The sequence below is a fragment of the Enterococcus sp. AAFC-DPL-5182 genome, from assembly GCF_058216605.1.
Genome location: NZ_CM177101.1, coordinates 1,080,510 through 1,104,877 on the forward strand (window position 1 = coordinate 1,080,510; position 24,368 = coordinate 1,104,877).

Consider the following 24,368-nt stretch of genomic DNA (forward strand, 5'->3'; position numbering starts at 1 on the left):
CATGTATAAAATTAAGTTATTCGGAGGGAAACAAATGTCTGCGAAATGGGAAAAAAAAGGCACCAATGATGGTGTGTTAACTTTTTCAGTTGATCAAACTCTAATTGAAAAAGGCTTGAAACAAGCATTCGATAAAGTCAAAAAAAATCTTAACGTTCCAGGATTCCGTAAAGGAAAAGTGTCACGTCAAGTATTCAACCGTATGTACGGCGAAGAAGCATTATATGAAGATGCTTTGAACGCAGTTTTACCAGAAGTATATGAAGCGGCTATCAAAGAAGCTGGAATCGATCCAGTATCTCAACCTAAAATCGATGTTGAAAGCATGAACAAAGGTGAAGATTGGGTCGTAACTGCTGAAGTAACTGTAAAACCTGAAGTTAAATTAGGGGAATACAAAAACTTAACAGTTGAAAAACAAGACCGTGAAGTGACAGACGAAGACGTTGATGCGCGCATCCAACGTGAATTAGAATCACAAGCTGAACTTGTAATCAAAGAAGACGAAGCATCTGTTGATGGCGATACTGTCGTAATCGACTTTGAAGGATTTAAAGACGGAGAAGCATTTGAAGGTGGAAAAGGCGAAAACTATTCACTTGAATTAGGTTCAAACTCTTTCATCCCAGGTTTTGAAGAACAATTAGTTGGTAAAAAAGCTGGAGAAGATGTTGAAGTAAAAGTAACATTCCCAGAAGACTACCAAGCAGAAGATTTAGCTGGTAAAGAAGCTGTTTTCCAAGTAAAAGTTCACGAAGTAAAAGCAAAAGAATTACCAACATTAGATGATGAATTTGCGAAAGACGTTGACGATTCAGTTGAATCATTAGACGAATTAAAAGAAAAATATCGTAAAGAATTAACAGAATCTAAAGAAGCTGCTGCAACAGAAGCAAAAGACGAAGCTGCTATCCGTCAAGCTGTTGACAACGCTGAAATCGTTGATCTTCCGCATGTAATGGTACATGATGAAGTTCACCGTTCAATGGATGAATTCTTAAACAACATGCAACGTCAAGGGATTGCTCCAGATATGTACTATCAATTAACTGGAACAACAGAAGCTGACTTGCACAAACAATTTGAAGCAGAAGCAGAAGTTCGCACGAAAACAAACCTTGTGATCGAAGCGATTGCTAAAGCGGAAGACATCGAAGTATCTCAAGAAGATATGGACAATGAAATTAAAGAATTATCAGAACAATACAACATGCCGATCGATCAAGTGAAAAAAGTCTTGACAGAAGATATGTTAAAACATGATATCCGCATGAAACGTGCAGTAGAAGTGATTACTGAAACGGCAACTGAAAAATAGATAGAATTAAAAGAGGTTGGGTCAGAAGTGTTTAACCCTGAGAAATAAGATTGGATTCGCGAAAATTGCTCTTCAAATTTATGTGAATTTCAGCTTATTTCCGAAGGGGTTGCTTCTGATCCAACCGTTTATTCGGATTTAGAGCCTGGAACAAAACTGATTTTTAGTTTTGTTTCAGGCTCTTTTTTGGCTAAATAAAGAAGCAGTTATGTTAAAATCAAGTTGTAGCCAATGTCTTGTCCAGCCACTCGATCAAAGCATGATAAACTTGAAGACCTTCGTTTTTAGTAATATCACCGTCGAAATCATGTGGGAGCTTTTCAACTTCTTCATAAGTAACATTGGCGATTTTTGTATTGGCAATACGAGATGATTCAACAGGCACATCTTGATCAGCTGAACTGTGAGCTAAAAATGTAGGAGGCAATTCAGCTAGCTCTGCGTCTGTTAGACTAAATGTTTCTTTTTCACTAGGAGTGTTAACAAGGTAACTTAACCAGTTACCAAATTGTCGTCCAGATAAATAAAGTGAAAAGCGTTCATTAATAGAAACTTCAGCAATCGGTTTAGAACGGATCAGTGCTTGAGCATTTAAAGGAGCTATTTTAGGAAATTGATTATAATAACTACTTGGTTGGTTGAAAGAAGCGCTAGTCAAATCATAATAGCCATAAAAACTAATTAGTCCTTTCTGCTCCTGACGAGGATAACGAGCAGACAACAAGTAGCTAAGGAAACCGCCTGCCGAACGACCAACTAAGAAGTAATTTGAATTTTCCAAGCCTAAAGTTGTTTGATGATTTTGCAAGAACCAATCAATGGCATCTGTTAAGTAAGTATAAATAGTTGGAAGTTTAACTTCAGGTGCTAAAGGATAATCGACAGTCAATAAATTATAATCGTTCTCCACTAAAAGCTCACAGTAAGCTTCTGGCAAATCATCCCGAGTTCCATAAAGAAGTCCACCACCATGTAAATAAATGAGTGTGGCTTTGCTGGGAGATGTGCGTTGTTTTGAGTAAAAAGTCATAGATAAATCTGTCTCATCTAGCTTGCTGTAACAAAATTCTTGTTTTATCATAAAAAGTCCTCCTAAATTAAAGTTGACTAGGTACAAACAGTTTTGATGTGGAAAGTAAAAATATTGAATGTAATTCATTTTAGTTGCAGGTTTATTTTATCATTTTTCTGAAAAGTTATCTTAGAGTATAGACAATTTCACTAACTTATTTCTATTTTAACTCAAATAAACCTAGCCTTTATGTTTAATGCGCACAAAGATAGGAGTTAATTTGTGAAAAGTGTATAGTGTGTGAAAATCGGCAACCGCTTACAATGGTTATGATAATAAAAGAGGGAGATGTATCTAATGGATTTAAAAAAAGTTTTGCAAGAAAATATTGATCAAATTTCTAATATTGGTAATGATCCTACAGGAGGCATGACACGTTTACTGTATTCTGATTCTTGGTTGGAAGCGCAAAAAACTGTGAAAGAAAAATTGGAAGCGATTGGTATGACTGCTTCATTTGATGAAATCGGCAATCTATTTGGTAGAGTAGAAGGAACAGAGCATCCGGAAGAAACGATTTTATCAGGTTCTCACATTGATACAGTTGTCAACGGTGGAAACTTAGATGGTCAATTTGGTGTGATCGCAGCTTATGTGGCAATCCAATATCTATTAGAAACACACGGCAAACCAAAACGTTCATTAGAAGTCATCTCGATGGCAGAAGAAGAAGGCAGTCGTTTTCCAACTGTGTTCTGGGGTAGTAAAAATTTCGTTGGTGAAGCGAAAAAAGAAGATGTTATCGAAATCGCTGATTTTGAGGGATTAAAGTTTGTTGAAGAAATGCAACGTCATGGCTTTGACTTTAGAGATGAAAGTAAAGCGGCTAGAGATGATATCAAAGCATTTGTGGAAATTCATATCGAACAAGGAACTGTTCTTGAGAAAGAACACTTGCAAATTGGTGTTGTAAATAATATTGCGGGACAAAGACGCTATACGATCGTTCTAAAAGGTGAAGCTAATCACGCTGGAACGACTCCGATGGGCTATCGTAAAGATGCTGTTTATGGTTTTGCTAAGATCTGTTCCGAAGCGATCGATCGTGCCTTAGAAGTGGGGGATCCGCTAGTATTGACTTTTGGGAAAGTTGAACCTAAGCCAAACACTGTAAATGTAGTGCCAGGTGAAGTTTTATTTACAATGGACTGTCGTCATACTGATAGCGAAGAGTTGCATGCGTTTACGCAAGAAATTGAAGAATTAATGAAAAAAATTGCCGCTGAACATGGTCTAGAAATCGATATTGATTTATGGATGGATGAAGCACCAGTACCAATGAATGAAGAGATCGTCACAGCAATTGAGACAGCTGCTATTGCTGAAAACATGAAATATAAAGTAATGCATAGTGGAGCAGGGCATGATTCTCAAATCATTGCACCACATTTCCCAACGGCTATGATTTTTGTACCAAGTATTAATGGTATCAGTCATAATCCAGCAGAAGCGACAGATATCGATGACTTAGTTAACGGTGTCAAAGTATTAGCTAGCGCATTGTATGAGTTAGCGTATAAATAAAAGAAAGTAGGAAAAATAAAAATGGGCTATAAAAATAATCAAACAGGTTATCTAGATGGTTTGTTATCATCTAGAGCTGTGATCAAAAAAAATAACTATGCATTGATTCCTCATGATGGATTAGTAAATAATGTGATTCCAGGTTTTGAAAATTGTGATTGTTCGATTTTGGGTTCTAAACAATTGGGTGCAAATTTTGTTGACTATATCATTACAATGCACAAAGACGGTAAAAACCAACGTGGGTTCGGTGGCGAAGGTGTGGAAACGATTGTTTATGTGATCGATGGCGCTTTAAAAGTTAACGATGGTAAAGAAACTCATGAACTGACCAAAGGCGGCTATGTCTATTTACCAGCAAGCACATTGATGTATTTGGAAAATGGTCAAGAGGACGATACAGAAATTTTCTTATACAAAAAACGTTATCAACCACTAGAAGGCTATGAAGCACATAAAGTTGTCGGTAATGTAAACGATATGGAACCAATCGAATATGAAGGCATGAAAGATGTTCTTTTATGGGACTTTTTACCTAAAGACTTAGGTTTTGATATGAACTTCCATATTCTTTCATTTGAACCAGGAGCTAGTCATGGTTATATTGAAACACACTATCAAGAACATGGTGCTTACTTACTTTCTGGGCAAGGTATGTATAACTTAGACAATGAATGGATGCCAGTCGAAAAGGGAGACTATATCTTTATGAGTTCATATGTTCAACAAGCAGCCTATGCTGTGGGACGTGATGAACCATTGATGTACGTTTATTCAAAAGACTGTAACCGTGATCCAGAAATTTAATTTAATGAAGAGGAAGTTTAAGAATGAATGAAACTGTTGTAGTGAAACCAGAAGAGTTGCATGACCTGATTGAAAAAAAATTAACAAAAGCTGGTTTAAAACCAGAACATGCAGATGAAGTGGCGACACATTTGGTATTTGCGGATGCGTGTGGTATCCACTCACATGGTGCCGTTAGAGTAGAATATTATGCAGAACAAATCGATAAAGGCGGCGTAACGCTTGATCCCAAAATCGAATTTGAAGAGACTGGACCAAGTTCGGGAATCGTTCATGGTAAAAACGGAGCAGGACAATTCGTCGCAGATGTTGGATTAGGTTATGCGATTGATATGGCAAAAAAATCAGGAGTTGCTGCGGTTGGGATTTCTAAAATCAGCCATAGTGGGGCGTTATCCTATTATGTAAAAAAAGCAGCTCAGCAAGATTTAATCGCAATTGCTATGTGTCAATCTGATCCAATGGTCGTACCATTTGGTGGTAAAGAAAATTATTTTGGGACAAATCCGATTGCGTTTGCCGCACCAAGAAAAGGGCATGAACCAGTTGTTTTTGACATGGCAACGACTGTTCAAGCTTGGGGAAAAGTGTTGGATGCACGTTCTAAAAATAAAGAGATCCCTGATACTTGGGCAGTTGATAAAGAAGGAAAACCTACAACTGACCCTCATAAAGTCAATGGATTATTACCGATTGCAGGACCCAAAGGCTACGGCTTGATGATGATGGTCGATATTTTATCGGGTATGCTTTTAGGATTACCATTTGGGAAACATGTTTCTTCTATGTATGACGATATAAGTAAAGGGCGAAATGTTGGTCAAATGTATATTTTGATCGATCCAAAACGCTTCACTGATTTAGAGATGTTTAAAGAATCAGTTGACGGCATGGTAGAAGAGTTACATGCGATTCCAGCAGCAGATGGATTTGAGCAAGTATATTATCCAGGAGAAATCAATCAAATCAATTATGAAAAATCATTAACTGACGGCATCGACATTGTTAAAGACATTTATGATTATCTAAAGAGTGACACACTTCACTATGATCGATATGAAAATACAAATGCTTTTGGTGAGAAGAAATAAGATTTGTTCGGAACTAAGATGCATCAAAAAAATGTTGTTGGTTTATATACGTATTAGCGAAGCGTAACGTTGTTACCGTATATCATCTAGCTATGCGGGCTAGTCTCTCGGGAAAAAGATAAATTATGAATGAGGCAAAAAACACCTCAGTCATAATTTCCTATTTTCCAGTCGAGACTGAACGAACCCGCTACGCTTTAAAATAAGGAGGCGTTTTAAAATGAGAGTAAAAAAAGCGGATTTACATCAACTGATCAAAGATAAAATACAAAAAGCTGGTTTGTCAGAGGAACATGCAGGAATCGTAAGTGATGTTTTGACATTTGCAGATGCACGAGGAATTCATTCCCACGGTGCGATGCGTGTGGAATACTATTCAGAACGAATTGCCAAAGGCGGCATCACCAACGACCCTACATTTTCTTTTAAACAAACAGCTCCAAGTTGTGGTATGTTTGAAGGCGATAATGGTTCTGGTTTTGTTGCAGCAGAAAAAGCCATGGATCTAGCAATCGAAATGGCAAAGAAAAATGGTGTAGCTGTTGTTGGAGTCCGCAATATCTCTCATAGTGGAGCGCTTGCTTACTATGTGGAAAGAGCGGCTGAACAAGATATGGTAGCCCTTTCTGTTTGCCAATCTGACCCAATGGTTGTACCATTTGGAGGTAGTGAACCTTACTTTGGTACAAACCCAATTGCTTTTGCAGCACCAAGTAATGATGATCGAGTGATTACCTTTGATATGGCGACTACAGTTCAAGCATGGGGGAAAATTTTACATGCGCGTTCTAAAAAAGAAGCGATTCCAGATACTTGGGCAGTCGATGCTAAAGGAAATCCAACCACGGATTCGACAGCTGTTAATGCGTTGTTGCCGATTGCAGGACCAAAAGGGTATGGTTTAATGATGATGGTCGACATTTTATCTGGTATTTTACTAGGCGTGCCATTTGGCAAACATGTTTCTTCCATGTATCATGATTTATCTAAAGGTCGTGAATTAGGTCAGCTCCATATCGTGATCAATCCAGAGTTCTTTATTGGAATTGATACGTTCAAAAAGAACATTTCAAAAATGTTGGATGAGCTAAAAGAAATCAGTCCAAGTCCAGGATTTACAGAAGTTAATTATCCTGGAGAGCGAGGACGAGCTCGTGAGAAAAACTATGAAGAAAACGGGATTGAAATCGTAGATGATATCTACGAATATTTGATCAGTGACGATATTCATTTTGATCGTTACGATCACAAAAATAAGTTTGCAGAATAATCATTTTGTAAACTAAATTATCTAGCTTTGCGGGCTAGTTATTTGGAAGAAAGATAAACGATGCTTACAACTAAAAGTATCATAAGCATAGTATTCTTTTAAGAATGAATGAGACCGCTAAACTTTTAAACAGATGGAGGAATTTTAATGCTGCATACAATTATCAAAGCGAATAGCTATCAAGATTCTATTGTCTTGATGTTATTGACGAACAAATTAAATACAATCGATGGCGTTCAAAATGTTTCAGTAATGATGGGAACGCCTGCCAACAAAGATATCTTTAAAACAGGTGGATTGTACACAGATGAATTAGAAAAAGCATCATCAAATGATATGGTGATCGTTTTAGATATAGAAGATGATTCATTGATCGATCAAGTTTTAACAGAAATCGATGTATTTTTGGAAGAGCAAACAAAAGGCGGCGGCGACACTACAGGTGAAGAAGTCGTAAAAACGTGGGACAAAGCATTTGAACTTGGCAAAGATGCTGGCGTAGTCGTTTTCTCTATTCCTGGTACACATGCAGCACTTGAAATTGAAAAAGCGTTAGATGAAGGCAAACATGTTTTTTGTTTCAGCGATAACGTTGCTATTGAAGATGAAAAACGTCTAAAAGAAAAAGCACATGATGCAGGTTTGTTATTAATGGGACCTGACTGTGGTACTGGTATCATCAACGGTATCCCTGTTGCATTTACAAATGCAGTTCGTAAAGGGAAAATCGGTGTTGTTGGAGCTTCTGGAACAGGTATTCAAGAAGTGACAACGATTATCCACAAATTAGGTGGCGGAGTGACAAATGCAATCGGTACTGGCGGACGTGACTTAAAAGCTGAAATTGGCGGAATCACATTAAAAGATAGCATTATGACGTTAGAGAAAGATCCTAATACAGAAGTGATTGTTGTTATCTCTAAACCACCTGCACCAGAAGTTCGCGACGAAGTATTAAACTTGTTGAGAAGTGTCTCTAAACCAGCTGTAACAATTTTCTTAGGTGAAAAACCAACTTCTCATGAAGAAAATCTTTATCGTGCTTATACACTAGAAGAAGCAGCACAAACAGCCGTTCAATTATTGAATAAAGAAGCTGTTAAAGCTGTGAAAGAAACATTAACAGTTCCAGCTCATTCTTTCAAACCTGAACAAAAATATGTTAAGGGATTATATTCTGGTGGAACTCTTGCTTATGAAGCAGCAATGTTGATCAAAGAAGGTTTAGCCTTAACAGGTGATGAACACGCGCCAGAAGGCTTTATCTTAAAAAATCATGGACATGAAATTATTGACTTAGGTGATGATGTATATACACAAGGCAAACCACATCCAATGATCGATCCAACGAAGCGTAAAGAAATGCTAGAAGAAGCAGGAAAAGATCCTGAAACAGCGATTATTTTGTTAGATGTTGTGCTAGGCTATGGATCTCATGCGAATATGGCGCAAGAAATAGCTCCGACAATCAAAGATATCAAAGCAAATGCAGCTGCTGATGGCAGAGAATTATTTGTGATTGGTACGATTGTTGGAACAGATGAAGATCCTCAAAATATCCATGAGCAAGAAACAATCATGAAAGATGCTGGTGTGATTCTTTGCGATAGTAACGCACAAGCCGTTCGTTTAGCGTTAGCTATTTTAGATCATCCATTAACTCAAACAGATAAAGCAATCGAAGCAGCACCTGCAGTGACTCCAGTTGCAATTGAACCGACAGAAGAAATGTTGGCACTGTTGACAAATCAAGGATTTATCAATGTTGGTCTACGTAGTTTTTCTGAAGCCATCATTAATCATGGCGGTAAAGTTGTTCAATATGACTGGCAACCAGTTGCAGGTGGAAATATCACGCTTCAAAAAGCATTACAGTTCTTAAATAAAGTGGAATTAGGTAAATAAGGGGGAGTATCAAAATGTCATACAAAACTATCGATGAAGCAAATCAGGCTGTGGCCGCAAAAATTGTTGCTGGCTCTCCTTTCTTATTAGACGTAGTTTCAGCAAAATCAGTAATCAAAGAATTAAATGAAGGGAAAGTCCTACTGCATGCAGGACCTCCGATCACTTACGATAAAATGGTTGATCCAATTCAAGGAGCGTGTGTAGGTGCAGCATTATTTGAAGAATGGTGTGAAACCGAAGAAGAAGCAAGAAAGATGCTAGAGTCTGGCGAAGTAAAATTAATTCCTTGTCATCACGTGAACGCTGTTGGACCAATGGGAGGAATTACTTCTGCTAATATGGCTGTTTTAGTCGTTGAAAATAAAACAGACGGCAATCGCGCTTTCTGTACAATGAACGAAGGCATTGGTGCAGTGTTACGTTTTGGTGCTTATTCTGATGAAGTAATCACTCGTTTAAGATGGATGAGAGATACGCTAGCACCTGTTTTAAGTGCTGCATTGAAAACCAAAGAAGATGGCTTAAATATCAATGTTTTAGTGGCAAAAGCAATCGCTATGGGGGATGAGTTCCACCAACGTAATATTGCTGCATCCCTAGCTTTCTTAAAGGAAATGGCACCGATTATCGTTGGATTAACTGAAATCGACCAAACAAAACGCGAAGAGGTCGTTCAATTCTTGGCAGATACGGATCAATTTTTCCTAAATATCATGATGGCTTCAGCGAAAGCTGTTATGGACGGAGCTAGACAAATCCAAGAAGGAACAATTGTTACAGCTATGTGTAGAAATGGTCATGAGTTTGGTATCCGTATTGCTGGAATGGGAGACGAATGGTTCACAGGACCAGTTAATACACCTCAAGGACTATACTTCTCAGGATTTAGTGAAGCTGATGCTGCACCTGATATGGGAGATAGTGCTATCACTGAAACATTTGGTGTTGGTGGTATGGCAATGATCGCAGCACCTGCAGTAACTCGTTTCGTTGGTTCAGGTGGTTTCTATGATGCCTTGAATACAAGTAATGAAATGACGGAAATTTGTATTGACACGAACCCTAATTTCCCAGTTCCAACTTGGGACTTTAAAGGAATTTGTCTAGGAATTGACGCAAGAAAAGTTGTAGAAACGGGTATTCTTCCAGTAATCAATACAGGAATCGCAAATAAAAAAGCTGGTTTAGGTCAAATTGGTGCAGGAACAGTAACACCACCGATCGACTGCTTTGAAAAAGCTGTTTTAGCTTATGCAAAAAAATTAGGTTTTACAGAATAAAAGGTGAAGATATTGTTTGTTAATGCTTGTTTTATTGATCAGATTCTTTTAAAGAATGAATTTGAAGAACAAAAATGGTTTGTTCATAGCAAATATAAGAATAGTTTCAATATTCAAGATGAAAGGAAACAACAGTTAGTGGTCATCACGACCACTAACTATCCTTTTATGCCGAATGGTATTTATTTGGAGTCTAATGATTTTACCCAACTATTAGCAACAATTGAAACGGGTGAATTAATTAATTGGAAACAAAAGTGTTTGCATTTTTCTAAAAATCATCTATTACTAACGCATGGAAAGCACTATTCCTCAGACGTTGAGATAATAGGAGATCTGGTGGAGAAAAGTCGAGAAAGCCTGTTTTCATATGCAAATTCAATTGTAAAAGAAACTGGAAGTAAGCATTCTTTGTATCAATTTTTAGAAGAAGTACATCCATTTAAAGAAGCTGTTGATCGATTATGTTGTGAAGATCAGTTACAGCAAAAAGCAGGACTTGATTTTCTTTTAGGTAGAGGTTTGGGCTTGACCCCTTCTGGCGATGATATGATCGTTGGACATCTTGCGGCAAGACGGCTATTGAATCAAGAAAGCTCCATACTAACGAATCTATTACTTACTGAACTGTCATCAGAACACGCTGTAACGACAGATATCAGCAAGCATTATTTGTTATGCGCATTATCAGGACGATTCAGTGAACCAGTTCTTAAATTAATAGAAGCATTAACGACAAATAGCAGTGAAAAAGAAATCGAAGAAATCGTAAAAATGGTCATTTCAGTAGGACACACATCTGGTGTTGATTTATTGGCAGGCTTAATAACTACAATCAAATTACTTAGTTGAAGGAGGATTTTTATGGCAAATCGTGTCGTAATCGCATTGGGAGGCAATGCAATTTTAAAACCAAACCAAGAAGCAACACTAGAGGTACAATTAGGGAATGTCAAAGCTAGCGCTGAGCTAGTGGCAAAGATAGAAGAAATTGATTATGAAATCGTTTTAACACATGGGAATGGTCCCCAAGTTGGGAATATTTTAAGACAAAATGAGGAAGCAAAAGATGTAGTTCCACCGTTTCCTTTAGATGTATGTAATGCGGAATCACAAGGATTTATTGGGTATATGTTAGAACAAAGTTTGAAAAATTCTCTGGAAGAGAAAGGGTTAACAAGTAACGTTATTACGTTACTTACTCAAACCGAAGTTTCAGCTGAAGATGAAGCATTTGATAAACCAAACAAACCAATTGGAATTTTCTATTCAGAAGAAGAAGCAAAACAAATGGAACAAGAAAAAAATTGGGTGATGATGGAAGACGCTGGTCGTGGTTACCGTCGTGTGGTACCTTCACCACAACCTAAAGCGATTCATGGTGTGGATGCCATGGTTAATTTATTAAGCAGAAATACTATCGTAATCGCAGGTGGCGGCGGCGGAATTCCTGTCGTTCGTGATCAAAATGGTTTATTAAAAGGAATCGAAGCCGTTATCGATAAAGACCGTACAGGTAAAAAACTAGCGGAACAAATCGATGCGAATGTCTTCATGATGTTGACGGATGTAAGCAACGTTTATATCAATTATGGTAAAGAAAACCAAGAAAAATTAGAAACGATTTCTGTAAAACAAGCACAACAATATATGGATGAAGGTCACTTTGCTGACGGCAGTATGGGTCCTAAGATGGAAGCGGCAATTGGATTTGCTGCACAAGGTAAGACTGCAATCATTTGTTCATTAGAAGAAGCGGATCAAGCGTTATTAGGTAGAGCCGGAACAAGAATCACAGGTTAATAAACATGAAAATAGAAGTTGAAAGAAGCAGTTAGTCCTTCTTTCAACTTCTATTTTATTTATTGATGTTGGTTCGATCGTTCAGATAACTCTAAAGCCAAACGGAAATTCAAACTATTTGTTGGATCTTGAATACTTTTTCCGAGTAATTTAGCACAATGATCGATTCTGTATTTTATTGTATTTCGATGTAGATACATTTCTTTAGCTGTTTTAGAAATTTCACATTGAAAGCTTAAATAGCACTGTAAGGTTTTTCGAAGCTCAATAAATGAATCTTCAATAGGATAAGCAAGTTCTTTTAAAGTTGTTTCACAGAAATAATGAATATCCTCTAGGCTCATTTTTTCAAATAAGCTTTTCATTCCTTTAGGATGATAGCGATGTGTCAGTGTACTGTTTGTCATCGTTAACATTTCTTCATACGCCGTTTTAGCTTCGATAAAGGAGCTAGCAATTTGTTCGATAGTTTCATATAAATTCCCTAAAGCAAAAGTTAACGTAATTGGAAGTTTTTTAGATAATTCCAAGGACAATTCAGCTAAAATTTTATCTAAATCATCCACTCGGCTTTGGATTAATATGGCCAAGTGATCTGTGTTTTTTACTTTAAAAATGCTAATATCTTTGATCCGTAGTGGTAAAGTTTCTTGCAACCATTGAAAGGCAACATCACTTTCTTCTTGTTGGTATTTGATTTTTGTTGCTGTTTCAGTTGTTTGGCTACAAACAGCATACACAATTTGATACTGAGTGCTTTTCTTTAAGCCATAATTTGTACCAAGATCGAGCCAATCTCGACGGGTTTGATGAGGGGTTTGCTGATATTCAACCAATTGACCTAAAAAATCACTTTTAAGAAAATCCAGGGATTCTTGGACCTTTTGATTTTTGTACAACATGAATGATAAAACGAGACATGCTTGCTCTACTGCAAATTCAGACATTGGATAAGGTACTTGTTCTGGATTTAAAATCAATAAATAATGTGGAAAATAGCTATTTACCGTAACTGAAAATCCTGCGATTTGCAATGGTGTTTGATTTAAGTCTTTGATCATAAATGATGCATGGCTGTCTTCGGTCCAACGTTCATATTTGCTGACTAGTTGCTCAACATAATACTCCGCCGGTTTTGATGTTTGAGTAAAATGTTTTGAATGAGCGATTACTTTGCGGTATGGGCTTAACAAGATCACAGGCGTATTGATCATTTTACCAAAATCAGCGATAAAACGTGCGATACTTACATCATGTATCAATAAATCAGAGAAACGTTTTTGGATGTCCAAAGCATAGCTAAGTTGCTCAGTTTTAGTATCCCATAAATAATTTAATAGCTGATGTAGTAATGCACCTAAAGGTTGAGTGCTAGGGATTTGGACAAGCGGAAAATCGATCTTATCTGCATAAGCTACTATTTCTGGATCGATAGCTTCAATAAAACGCCCAACTTTTATACCGATTCCAGCAGCTTCTTGTTCTTTTAAAGAATCGATCAAGGTGATCAAATCTTTTTGATTATCTTTGTAAACCATCGCAGTTGTTAAGAGAAAAATCTTTTTTGGAATAAAGTCTGCCACGTCAGGAGTTTCAGAAATTTCAATACTTTCAACAATCGTGTTGGCTTTTGTTGGATGTGTTAATAATTTTAGATCGGAAAATCTTGGTATTTTTAATAAATCTTCTAAAGTAGTCAATGGATTCCCTCCTAAATTTAAAAGCTGAAAGAGCACGTTCAGCCTTGACAGGAAAATAGAAAAATATAAAGGTGGCGTTTTTTGCCACAATCAACTGTTATCTTTTTCCCGAATGGCTAGCTCTTGAAGCTAGATAAGGCAAAGTGAGTCACCACACTTTGCTTTGACAGGAAAATATGAGGTGGCATTTTTTACCACAATCAAATTTTATTTTTTCAAAAAACATGCCTGTGAAGCTAAAAAAATACACAACAATAACTTTTCAATTCATCTTAGTTGATGTCACTCAACATCAATGCTAACTTTGTTATATATTCTACTCTATTCCTATTCTAAATGATAGCGCATGCAGATTCAAGAAAGGTTTGTATATAATAACCGAAAATTCTAATTTTTTATTCAAAAGTGACAATGACTTTTTTGTATATAAGGGTAGGATGAAATTAAAACGGAAAAGAGGAAATAGTTATGTTTTCAGAAATATCTGTACCAAGCAGAACAATCATGACGCCAGGACCAGTTGAAGCGCATCCTGTAGCATTAAGAGCAATGTCCGCGTCTATCTTAGGGCAATTTGATCCAGCCTTTTTACAAATCATGGATGAAGTAAAAGAAATGATCAAGATTCCTTTTGGCACCAAAAATGAACAAGCATTTGCGATCGATGGAACTTCTCGTTCTGGTTTAGAAGCAGCTTTGATTGCTTTGATCGAGCCAGGAGATAAAGTTTTAATTCCAGTGTACGGCCGTTTTGCCTATCTTTTAGGAGAAATTTGTGAACGTGCTAAGGCAGAGATTCATTATCTTGAAAAAGAATGGGATGCGCCATTTGATCAAGAAACAGTCATCGAAGAAATTAAAAAATTTCAACCAAAAATAGTTGCGATGGTTCATGGTGAAACAGCTAATGGACAAATGCAAGCAATGGAGAAAATCGGTCAACATTGTAAAGCAAATGATATTTTCTTTGTCGTAGATATGGTTGCGACATATGGCGGAGTACCTCTTGAAGTTGATGAATGGGGTGTAGATATCGCTATTGCTGGAACGCAAAAATGTGTGAGCGTTCCGTCAGGTTTGTCTCTCATCACTTATAATGATCGAGTAGAAAAGGTGCTTACTAGTCGTTACCAAAAAGAATTAGGGTTAAGCAAAGATATTCGTAACGCAAATCACATCAGCAGCAATTACCTTGATTTAAGCCAATTACAGCGTTATTGGAGTGAAGAACGAATCAATCATCATACTGAAGCAACTAGCATGATTTACGGCCTTCATGAAGGCCTTAGAATGATGATCAAAGAAGGTATGGAGAATGTCTATGCAAGACATGCGCTAAATGATCAAGCAATCGTTGCTGGAATAAAAGCAATGGGCTTAGGATTTTATGGTGATTTAACAACAAAAATGCCAACAGTTACACCTATTATGATTCCAAAAGGGATTGATGGTGAAAAGGTTCGTGCACTTATGTTGGATGAGTTTGCTGTAGAGATTGCTTCTTCTTTCGGCGCGCTACAAGGGAAAGTTTGGCGTATTGGAAATATGGGCTATAGCAGTAGAAAATCTAATGTTCTTCATGTATTATCTGCTCTTGAAGGGGCACTTAACTATTATGGAGCAGATATTTCCAAAGGAGAAGCGGTAAAAGCTGCTTTAACTATTTATCAAAAATAAGAGCAACGTTAAATTGTTTGTGTGAAAGAACAAGTGATTGTTCGCTTTGCACAAACTTTTTAACAAGTTTGTGAAAAATAATGATGCGTGAAAATTTGCTACCGCTTACAATTGAAATGAATAAGAAGTTATTTATCTATATGTGGGGAATAAAAAAATGCACAAACATTTTGATTGCTATCACATATAAAAAATAACATATGGAGGAAAAGACATGGATGCAAAAAGTAAGGGTTCAGGAATGGATTATTGGAAAAAAATTGTTATTTTGTTATGTGCTGGTTGGGTAACGATATGGGTATATCGTTCAGCTTTATCACCTGCGTATCCACAAATCAATGCGTCACTTGGCGGTAATATATCCGATACAGCGTTAGGTTTTATTTCAACTTGTTATTTCTTTGGGTATGTTGCAATGCAGATTCCAGCAGGATTTTTAGTTGATAAAATTGGGAAGAAAAAAGTATTGATTCCAGGATTTATTGTTTTTGGTCTTGCTGCGTTCTTGATTTCTCAAGCAACAAGTATTTCAATGATTTATTTTGGTAGTGTCTTAGCAGGATTAGGTTGTGGTTCTTTCTATGGTTCAGCGTATTCTCTAACATCACAAAATATTCCTAAAGAAAAAAGAAGTTTTTCTACTGCGATTGTAAACAGTGGATCAGCAGTTGGTTCAGGTTTAGGATTGATTTTATCTAGTTTCTTAGTTGTTCAATTGCAGTTCCCATGGCAAACAATGATGTATATCTCAGTGGCATTGATTATTGTAATGTTGATAGCTTTTATTGCAATTATTCGTAATAATAAAGAAGATGCTGAGTTTTTAGCACAATCAGAAGCAGCAGAAGCACCTGAAGTAACAGAAGAAACACCAGCTGTAGAAAAAGAACATGTGTCAATTAAAAAATTATTTGCACCAAAAATGTTATTTGCTTATATTTTGTATTTTGCAACTTGTTATGGCTATTATATGACTGTTACATGGTTGCCTAACTTTTTAGGTACTGAAAGAGGATTTGAAGGTGCTGCTATTGGATTTTCAGCTTCATTAGTTGCTTTTGCATCGATCCCAGGAGCATTGTTCTTCAGTCGTTTAGCTGATAAATACATGCATAAAAAAGTACAATTTATCGTGGTTTTAGAGCTTCTTGCAGCAGCAATGTTGCTGTTTACAGTACAAGCTACGAATTCAACATTTTTATTGATTAGCTTGATTATGTACGGTTTCTTAGGAAAACTTGCAGTAGAGCCAATCATTATTTCATGGCTAGGTGAAAATGCACCTAAAATAGGAATCGGCACAACACTTGGCGTATTTAACTTTTTCGGAATGATGTCATCCGTTATTGCACCTACATTAACTGGTTCAATTTCAGATGCGACGGGTTCAAAAGTAATGGGCTTTTATATTTCAGTCATCCTATTGGTAGTAGGAACAGTTCTGTTTTTATTAGCTAACCTAAACAAGAAGAAAACTGCATAAATTAAATCACCTTTCTAATAAGTAGATAATTAGGTTGTTAGTTGGTATCTTAAAGTGAGGAAGCCAGTCATGAAAAATTTTCGTAATATAAGTATGACGAATCAGGTAATGATAGCGACTATACTCGGAGTTGTAGTGGGAATCATTTTTCAAGATAAAGTCGAATCGTTTAAAGTCGTAGGAGACTTATTTCTACGTTTGATTCAAATGTCAGTGGTTGTTTTGATCATGGGCGCCGTGATCGAAGCGGTCGGACGTTTAGAAGCAAAAGAGCTTGGAAAAATTGGTTTGAAAGTATTTATATGGTTTATGGGCTCAACTGTTTTGGCAGCAGTTATAGGTGTTTTGTTTGGTTTATTGATACAACCAGGAAAAGGGTTGGAAGTCAGTGGTTTTGAAGCGGGAACAATTAAAGCTAGCACAGAAAGCTTACAAGAAATCATTGTTGATTTTATTCCTAAAAATATCATCGAGGCAATGGCGCAAGCGAACATGATACAAGTGATTATCTTTTCTTTATTATTTGGTTTAGCTTTAAGCTTAATTAAAGATAAAGACAAAAATTCAATTTTACTTGATGTTGTTTCATCTTTTAATAATGTCATTTTGAAAATGATAACGTTGATTATGAAACTTGCGCCAATCGGAATTTTTTGCTTGATAGCTCCTGTGATAGGGACTATTGGTACGGGTGTTTTGATAACGTTGATGAAATTTTTATTAACATTAGCAATCAGTGCATTATTATTCTTAATCGTTTGGTTATTGATAACAGCATTATACTGTAAAGTTAATGTTAAAAAACTAGCCCAAAATATGTGGAGAATGTCGATTGTTGCTTTTACAACAACGTCATCGGCTATCACTTTACCGATACAAATTGAAGATGGTCGGGATAAATTAGGTATTAGTGATCGTATTTCAAAATTAGTCATGCCTCTAGGGATGACGTTAAACAGTAATGGTTTGGCAATGTTTTTATCATTGGCTATTGTAACCTTTTCTCAATTTTATAATATTCAAATGGGAATCGGCGAGCTTATCAAAGCAGTGTTATTATCAACGCTTGCTTGTTTAGGAACGGTGGTTGTGCCTGGTGGTGGTTTAGTGGCGTTGGCGACAGTTATGCCAATGTTAGGCTTGCCAACAGAAAGCATAGCGCTTTTAGCAGGAATCGACTGGTTTTCCGGAATGTTCCGAACGTTACTAAATGTGGATGCTGACACAACTGTAGCTTTAATCATTGCCGCAGATGAAAAAGAACTAGATTATGAGATATTTAATGCATAAGTAAGATAGCTTGGAAAATGAAATATACCCTTGAAAATTGGATTGATTACCTGATTTTCAAGGGTTATTTTGCCCTAGTGGTTGATTTATCAAACCAATCTTCATACTTGCTGTTGGTTATGTTTTTAATTAAAATTGATCTATATATATGTAAGCGCTTAAAAGGAGGCGAAATAATGGAAAACCAAGATTATCAAATCACGGAAGAAGAACTTCAGCGATATAGAGAGCGTGGCTATAGTGAAGATTTACTTCCAAAATCGTTGTCCAAAAGAATGATGGGAAAAATGAATTATTTTACGCTATGGATGGGGTCGGTTCATAATATTCCCAATTATACAGCTGTCGGAGGATTTTTATTTTTAGGTCTTTCTCCAATCAATATCATGTTAGCTTTAGTCATAAGTGCTTTGGCAGTTGCATTGTTTATGACATTTAATGGACGGGCGGGCTCTAAATACGGCATTCCTTTTGCCATTCATTTACGCTCCACATATGGAGACATTGGGGCAAAACTTCCTGGGTTTCTTAGAGGTTGTGTAGCAGCGATTGCTTGGTTTGGCTTGCAGAATTACACTGGATCTTTAGCGTTGCTGATTTTGATTGGTAAAATTTGGCCTGGTTTTTTAACTCTGGGTGGAGATACGATGATTTTAGGGATTTCTATTCCGGGATTGATTGCTTTTACGCTTTTTTGGGCAGTGAATATGTTGATCGGTTTTGGTGGCGGGAAGATTCTAAATAAATTCACGGCGATTTTAAGTCCGCTGATATATATTGTATTTGGCGGAATGGCTATTTGGGCAATCAGAGCCGCTGGTGGATTAGGCCCGATTTTATCTTATGATGTTACAGGAGCAGCTCATAATATTTCACCAGTCTTTGTTTACTTTATGATCATCAATTCTGTTTTAGCTGTTTGGGCAGCTCCTGGAGCAAGTGTGTCAGACTTCACTCAAAATGCAAAATCAACTAGAGATCAAACGATTGGTCAAACAGCTAGTTTCCTAGTAGGATACGGAATTTTTGCTTTTTCAAGTGTTGTGATTCTAATAGGTGGTTCTATTCGTTATGGAATCCAAGAATGGAATATTCTAAATATTGTTGATCGTTGGGATAACTCATTTGCAATTATTATAGCAATGCTAGTATTCTTATTGACAACAGTCTCTACAAATGCAACAGGGAATATCATTCCAGCTGCTTATCAGCTCTGCGCGTTATTTCCTAAAAAGATCGATTATAAAAAGGGTGTTTTACTTGCCAGTGTGATCAGTTTTCTAATTATGCCTTGGAAATTAATGGAGAATTCAGCTAGTATTTTCATTTTCCTAAATACAATCGGTGCAGTATTAGGACCAGTTGCAGGAACGATGATTGCGAACTATTATTTTGTCCAAAAGCAGAAAATCGACTTGAATCAATTGTACATGGACCAAAAAGCTGATAATAGTCATAATATTTACAAAGGTTTAAATAAACCAGCTTATGTTGCAACTATTGTGGCATTGATTATTTGTTTGAGTGGTAATTTCATTCCAGCTTTAAAAGTGATTTCAGATATTTCTTGGATATCGGGCTTTGTGTCAGCGTTTGTGCTGTATCTAGCGTTAAGAAAACTATTTGATAAAAAATAAACTGGTGTTTCTTATTTTTGCGACTCCTTATCGCATGAATAGACTTGTTACAAAATACAATGTTGTTATCGTATATTATTAAGCTGCACAGTTGATCTGTTTAGCTTTTAAATTTAGGAGGAAAGCAAATGAGTTATGATTTAATGATCAAAAATGGGTTAGTTATTTTGGAGTCGGGAGAAGTCAAAACAGATGTTGCTGTCAAAGACGGTGTGATTGTTGCAATTGGAGATGATCTTGGTGAAGCGGACAAAGAGATTGATGCAGCAAGTTTAGTTGTTAGTCCTGGCATGGTGGATGCTCATGTGCATATTACTGATCCAGGTGGCGGTTATCGTGATCAATGGGAAGGCTATGTCACTGGAACAGCATCTTGTGCTAAAGGTGGAGTAACATCATTTATGGAAATGCCATTAAATCAAGTGCCAGCTACGGTCGACGGTAAGTCGCTGGACATCAAATATGATGCTGGCAAAGGAAAATTAAAATCAGATGTTGGATCATTTGGTGGATTGGTACCATTTAATCTTGAAGGCGGAATTCAGGAGTTAGATAATGGTGGTGTAGCAGCGTATAAGTGCTTCATGGCAACTTGCGGCGACCGCAGTATTGACGGCGATTTTATGAATGTTGACGATTATTCACTTTATGAAGGAATGAAACAAGTTGCTAAAACAGGAAAAGTTTTGGCTATTCATGCAGAAAATGCAGCAATTACAGATAAATTAGGAGAGATTGCCTATAAAAACGGAGAAACGACATTGAAAGCCTATGTTGCTACTCGTCCGGTTTTTACAGAAGTTGAACCAATTCGCAGAGCGATTTTATTTGCCAAAGAAACAGGTTGCCGTATTCATATTTGCCATATTGCTTGCCCAGAAGGTGTAGAAGAAGTAACAAAAGCAAGAAGAGCTGGAGTTGATGTAACGTGTGAAACGTGTACGCATTATCTATACTTTGATACAGATGAATTAGATGCAATCGGACCTGTTGTAAAATGTTCACCGCCGATTCGTGATAAAGAGAATCAAAAGGGGATGTGGGAAAAAGTTTTATCAGGAGAAATCGACTTTGTAACGTCTGATCACTCTCCATGTACACCTGATTTAAAAGACAAAGACAATGCATTTGAAGCATGGGGCGGAATCTCTGGTGTTCAAAATAATGTAGATGTTTTATTTGATGAAGGGGTTCAAAAAAGAGGAATGTCATTGAAACAATTTGCAGATATTATTGCGACAAATCCAGCTGATCGATATGATTTAGATCAAAAAGGGCGGATCAGTGTTGGAAAAGATGCTGACTTTGTTTTGATCAAGCCAAATGCACTGTATACATTAAAAGCTGAGGATTTGGAATACCGTAATAAAATCAGTCCTTATATCGGACGAGAAATCGGTGCTCAAGTAGTACAAACTGTTTTAAGAGGTCATGTTATCTATTCGAAAGAAGAAGGCGTTTCAACTGATTTCGTGGGTGCATTTATCAAGAAGTAAATAAGTTAATAGTGTAACAGAGTGATCAGACATGAAAATAGTCATTTTTATTGTCTGATCTTTCTTCATTTTACGAAAAAGAATAGAGAAGCGACTCATTTAGCGATTTAGCCTAATAAAGGAGAGCGTGAACTATGAATGAGAACAAAAAATTGAATCGACAAATGCCATACTGGAAACAAATCATCTATATATTGACGATTGGCTGGATCGTTATTTGGATTTATCGCACAGTTTTAACCCCTATTTATCCAATTATTAGTGATTATTTTGGCGGTGCAACGGATGCTCAACTTGGTCAAATTTCAAGTTTTTATTTTTTGGGTTATGTTTGTATGCAAATTCCTTCAGGCTTGTTAGTAGATAAATTAGGGAAAAAGCAAATTTTGATCCCAGGTTTTTTATTATTTGGTTTAGGGGCATTGATTGTCGGGGTGGCACAAAATATAGGTGTCGTTTTTATTGGCAGTGTTTTAGCTGGACTTGGTTGCGGTACTTATTATGGGGTAGCATATTCATTGACTGCAGAATATGTACCTGTTTCTAAAAGAAGTCTGTCAACAGCGATTGTCAATAGTGGTACAGCAATTGGTAGCGGCTTAGGCTTGATTTCTTCCAGTTATCTAGTTGGAACTGGAGTATTGCCTTGGCAAGCGTTGATTTTTGCTACGATCGTATTGATTCTGTTATCAGTGGTCATGTTTTTACGTTTTATTCGACTAGAAAAACCAAAAAAACCGGTTATTGCGCAAACAGAGTTGAAAAAGAGAATTTCTATCAGAGCGCTTTTCAAACCAAGGATGATTTCAGCGTATATACTTTATTTTTCAACGTTGTATACTTATTATTTGATCGATACATGGTTGCCTAATTTTTTAGAAACGGAAAAAGGATTTTCAGGAACTTCAGTAGGACTTGCTTCCTCATTGGTCTTTTTTACTGCAATACCAGGTGCACTTATTTTTAGTCGGATCGCAGATGGTATTCCTAAGAAAAAAATTCAGCTCATTATCTTACTTGAAATTTTAGCTGCTAGTGTGTTGTTTTTGACAGTGACAACAACAAATCAAACGATTTTAGTTATAGGGATTATGGCTTATGGTTTTTTTGGAAAGTTAGCTGTTGAGCCGATTATCATTTCCTGGTTAGGAGAATCAGCACCCAGAGGGAGTATTGCAACAATGTATGGGGTATTTAATTTCTTTGGTATGTCAGCCTCAGTAATTGTGCCGTCGCTGACCGGGAAAATTTCTGATATTACTGGGTCCAAACTTTATGCATTTTATTTAGCGATCCTAATTATAGGGGTAGGTACTTTATTATTTTACGTTATCAATCGTATTATTGGGGATGAAAATAAGTTAGCCTAGTGAGAGTTTAAATCAGAAAGGCATTTTACTTCTTTCTAATTCTTCTGAATTGAAAGAAATAAGATGTCTTTTTTTGCGGTTTAACTTCAACTCTAAAATTCTGGAAGTATATTAGATGAAGTCTGTCTTTATTTTCGTTATACTTATCTAAAGGAACGAGGTGGGGCAAATGAAAAAAACTGAGAAAATATATATGGTGGCTTCTCGGGCTGATTTTTCTTTAGAAGACTTGAAACGGGATGTTTTGGATTGGCTAAGCTTTTTACGTATTGTGACAATACCTGAAAGTTATCGTTTTGGTGATGAAAAAATCCAAACGTTTGATGTGCAGACCATTGTTCAGCGAATTCAACAGCTTACAGAAGAAGAAAATTTATGGATCAAAGTGAACAGTCAAGGCGGAGAATTTCAGCTTCATATTTCTAAGTTAACACTTCATGAACGAACGATTCTAGAAGGTAGTATTTTTCTAGCGAATCAAGTGATGATTGAAGATTATTGTGACACCCGAATGGCTAGAAATGGCCTCTATGCCTACATTCGTTCACTAGATGATTATTTATATAATAATGTTGAAACGATTGAGAAACGAACATTTGAAACGGATAGTGAAATTGCTAAACTCCCAAAGCGGTATAATAACAATAAAGCAGTAATTGTAGATTGTAATCATTTAGCTGGGTATGATGTTTACTTTAAAGGGTTGTGTTTAACCTCATGTTGGAAGATGTATTATTCCAATTTATATTATCAAGTAATTCCTAAACCGATTTTTTGGGAAGTACAACAAGTTCAAGCTGTAGAAGAAATTGATAATCAAGTAATTAAAGTGACACTATTCAACGATCCATTTAAGTGGGATTTGCCAGTTAATCTAAAATATCAACGCCTATTCAGAGATCAAATGGGGTACGATCAACTCGCATGGAATAATGGTACTGGAGTGTTACGTCCTCCATATATTGAGTATGCTTTTGTCGAAGATGTTACACAAACGGTTCAATACCAAAACAGTTACTATCAACCTGTTGAAAAGAAAAATGCGACATATTTTGTTACTAGAAGTTATGATAAGCTCCATCAAAAATATGTAGTAAACCGGACAAAAGGAATATTGAATGCGCAAGCCTATTTTCCATGGATAGATGAGAAGAGCCGCAAGATGATGAATTACCGTGTATTGAATCCAGAAATGGCGATTGATGAGGGCCTTTCAGCGTACGAGTTTTATATACGACAGTTTTTAGAAATCGATGTCTTGGATAAAAAGTATGATGATTTTACCTCTGTTTTACGCTTTTATCTACCAAAAGAAGCAATGAAACAGCTTCCTTTAGAAGCGTTATGGGATAAGTTATTTGATGTGAACATTAGCAATTTAAAGCAAAAAGAAGCTTCTACACGTTTTGATTTAAAGAAATCTAAGAATCATCTACGGGTTGTGTTTTTAGATTCTAGTTATTTAGAAACGATGAATCAAACGATCGATGCCAGTGAATAGATGATTGAGAAAGAAATGGAGGTCGAGACAAAAGTGTGTAGCTCCGAGAAATAAGAAGGAATTCACGGAAATTGTTCTTCAAATTTTTGTGAATTTCAGATTATTTCCGAAGGAGCTGCTTTTTTCTCGCCGTTTATTCGG

Annotated in this window: 18 protein-coding genes; 16 read left to right on the forward strand and 2 right to left on the reverse strand. The window is 36.6% G+C overall.

Annotation, left to right across the window (positions count from 1 at the left end):
- The first annotated feature begins 34 nt into the window (after positions 1-34).
- The gene (gene tig, locus AC4BB7_RS05005; RefSeq protein ID WP_490484609.1) at positions 35-1,318 is read left to right on the forward strand and encodes a trigger factor; all 1,284 of its coding nucleotides are present in this window, start codon (positions 35-37) and stop codon (positions 1,316-1,318) included.
- A 217-nt stretch (positions 1,319-1,535) separates the two neighbouring features.
- On the opposite strand, the gene AC4BB7_RS05010 is transcribed toward tig, so the two are convergent.
- Complete coding sequence (locus AC4BB7_RS05010) at positions 1,536-2,399, reverse strand: alpha/beta hydrolase (protein ID WP_490484610.1); 864 nt, start codon at positions 2,397-2,399, stop codon at positions 1,536-1,538.
- Positions 2,400-2,687: 288 nt separating this feature from the next.
- Here AC4BB7_RS05010 and allC point away from each other — a divergent pair, with 288 nt between their 5' ends.
- From allC to arcC, 8 genes are all read left to right on the forward strand, one after another.
- Positions 2,688-3,914 (forward strand): allantoate deiminase, encoded by a 1,227-nt coding sequence (gene allC / locus AC4BB7_RS05015; RefSeq protein ID WP_086312106.1) that lies wholly within the window; start codon positions 2,688-2,690, stop codon positions 3,912-3,914.
- Positions 3,915-3,935: 21 nt separating this feature from the next.
- Positions 3,936-4,721, forward strand: coding sequence for a (S)-ureidoglycine aminohydrolase (gene allE, locus AC4BB7_RS05020; protein ID WP_086312107.1), 786 nt, complete (start codon positions 3,936-3,938; stop codon positions 4,719-4,721).
- 23 nt (positions 4,722-4,744) lie between these two features.
- Complete coding sequence (gene allD, locus AC4BB7_RS05025) at positions 4,745-5,812, forward strand: ureidoglycolate dehydrogenase (protein WP_490484611.1); 1,068 nt, start codon at positions 4,745-4,747, stop codon at positions 5,810-5,812.
- A 220-nt stretch (positions 5,813-6,032) separates the two neighbouring features.
- The gene (gene allD, locus AC4BB7_RS05030; RefSeq protein ID WP_086312109.1) at positions 6,033-7,082 is read left to right on the forward strand and encodes an ureidoglycolate dehydrogenase; all 1,050 of its coding nucleotides are present in this window, start codon (positions 6,033-6,035) and stop codon (positions 7,080-7,082) included.
- Positions 7,083-7,229: 147 nt separating this feature from the next.
- Positions 7,230-8,987 (forward strand): acyl-CoA synthetase FdrA, encoded by a 1,758-nt coding sequence (gene fdrA, locus AC4BB7_RS05035; protein WP_490484612.1) that lies wholly within the window; start codon positions 7,230-7,232, stop codon positions 8,985-8,987.
- A gap of 14 nt (positions 8,988-9,001) precedes the next feature.
- Positions 9,002-10,270 (forward strand): YlbE family protein, encoded by a 1,269-nt coding sequence (locus AC4BB7_RS05040; protein ID WP_086312111.1) that lies wholly within the window; start codon positions 9,002-9,004, stop codon positions 10,268-10,270.
- A gap of 3 nt (positions 10,271-10,273) precedes the next feature.
- The gene (locus AC4BB7_RS05045) at positions 10,274-11,122 is read left to right on the forward strand and encodes an oxamate carbamoyltransferase subunit AllH family protein (protein WP_249921805.1); all 849 of its coding nucleotides are present in this window, start codon (positions 10,274-10,276) and stop codon (positions 11,120-11,122) included.
- A gap of 12 nt (positions 11,123-11,134) precedes the next feature.
- The gene (gene arcC / locus AC4BB7_RS05050) at positions 11,135-12,073 is read left to right on the forward strand and encodes a carbamate kinase (protein WP_086312113.1); all 939 of its coding nucleotides are present in this window, start codon (positions 11,135-11,137) and stop codon (positions 12,071-12,073) included.
- Positions 12,074-12,132: 59 nt separating this feature from the next.
- Here arcC and AC4BB7_RS05055 read toward each other — a convergent pair whose 3' ends face one another.
- Positions 12,133-13,773 carry a PucR family transcriptional regulator gene (locus tag AC4BB7_RS05055; RefSeq protein ID WP_086312114.1) on the reverse strand — a complete coding sequence of 547 codons (1,641 nt, stop codon included), beginning with the start codon at positions 13,771-13,773 and terminating at the stop codon, positions 12,133-12,135.
- Between the two features lie 468 nt (positions 13,774-14,241).
- Between AC4BB7_RS05055 and AC4BB7_RS05060 the strand changes: the two genes are divergently transcribed.
- From AC4BB7_RS05060 to AC4BB7_RS05090, 7 genes are all read left to right on the forward strand, one after another.
- Positions 14,242-15,450 (forward strand): pyridoxal-phosphate-dependent aminotransferase family protein, encoded by a 1,209-nt coding sequence (locus tag AC4BB7_RS05060; RefSeq protein ID WP_490484613.1) that lies wholly within the window; start codon positions 14,242-14,244, stop codon positions 15,448-15,450.
- A gap of 214 nt (positions 15,451-15,664) precedes the next feature.
- On the forward strand, positions 15,665-16,933 hold the full coding sequence (locus AC4BB7_RS05065) for an MFS transporter (protein WP_086312116.1): 1,269 nt from the start codon (positions 15,665-15,667) through the stop codon (positions 16,931-16,933).
- A gap of 69 nt (positions 16,934-17,002) precedes the next feature.
- The gene (locus AC4BB7_RS05070; protein WP_490484614.1) at positions 17,003-18,223 is read left to right on the forward strand and encodes a dicarboxylate/amino acid:cation symporter; all 1,221 of its coding nucleotides are present in this window, start codon (positions 17,003-17,005) and stop codon (positions 18,221-18,223) included.
- A gap of 176 nt (positions 18,224-18,399) precedes the next feature.
- Positions 18,400-19,860, forward strand: a complete 1,461-nt coding sequence (gene allW, locus AC4BB7_RS05075; RefSeq protein ID WP_490484615.1) for an allantoin permease — start codon at positions 18,400-18,402, stop codon at positions 19,858-19,860.
- A 128-nt stretch (positions 19,861-19,988) separates the two neighbouring features.
- Positions 19,989-21,356, forward strand: a complete 1,368-nt coding sequence (gene allB, locus AC4BB7_RS05080; RefSeq protein ID WP_490484616.1) for an allantoinase AllB — start codon at positions 19,989-19,991, stop codon at positions 21,354-21,356.
- Positions 21,357-21,490: 134 nt separating this feature from the next.
- On the forward strand, positions 21,491-22,726 hold the full coding sequence (locus tag AC4BB7_RS05085) for an MFS transporter (RefSeq protein ID WP_490484617.1): 1,236 nt from the start codon (positions 21,491-21,493) through the stop codon (positions 22,724-22,726).
- 169 nt (positions 22,727-22,895) lie between these two features.
- The gene (locus AC4BB7_RS05090; RefSeq protein WP_490484618.1) at positions 22,896-24,227 is read left to right on the forward strand and encodes a hypothetical protein; all 1,332 of its coding nucleotides are present in this window, start codon (positions 22,896-22,898) and stop codon (positions 24,225-24,227) included.
- Positions 24,228-24,368 lie beyond the last annotated feature (141 nt).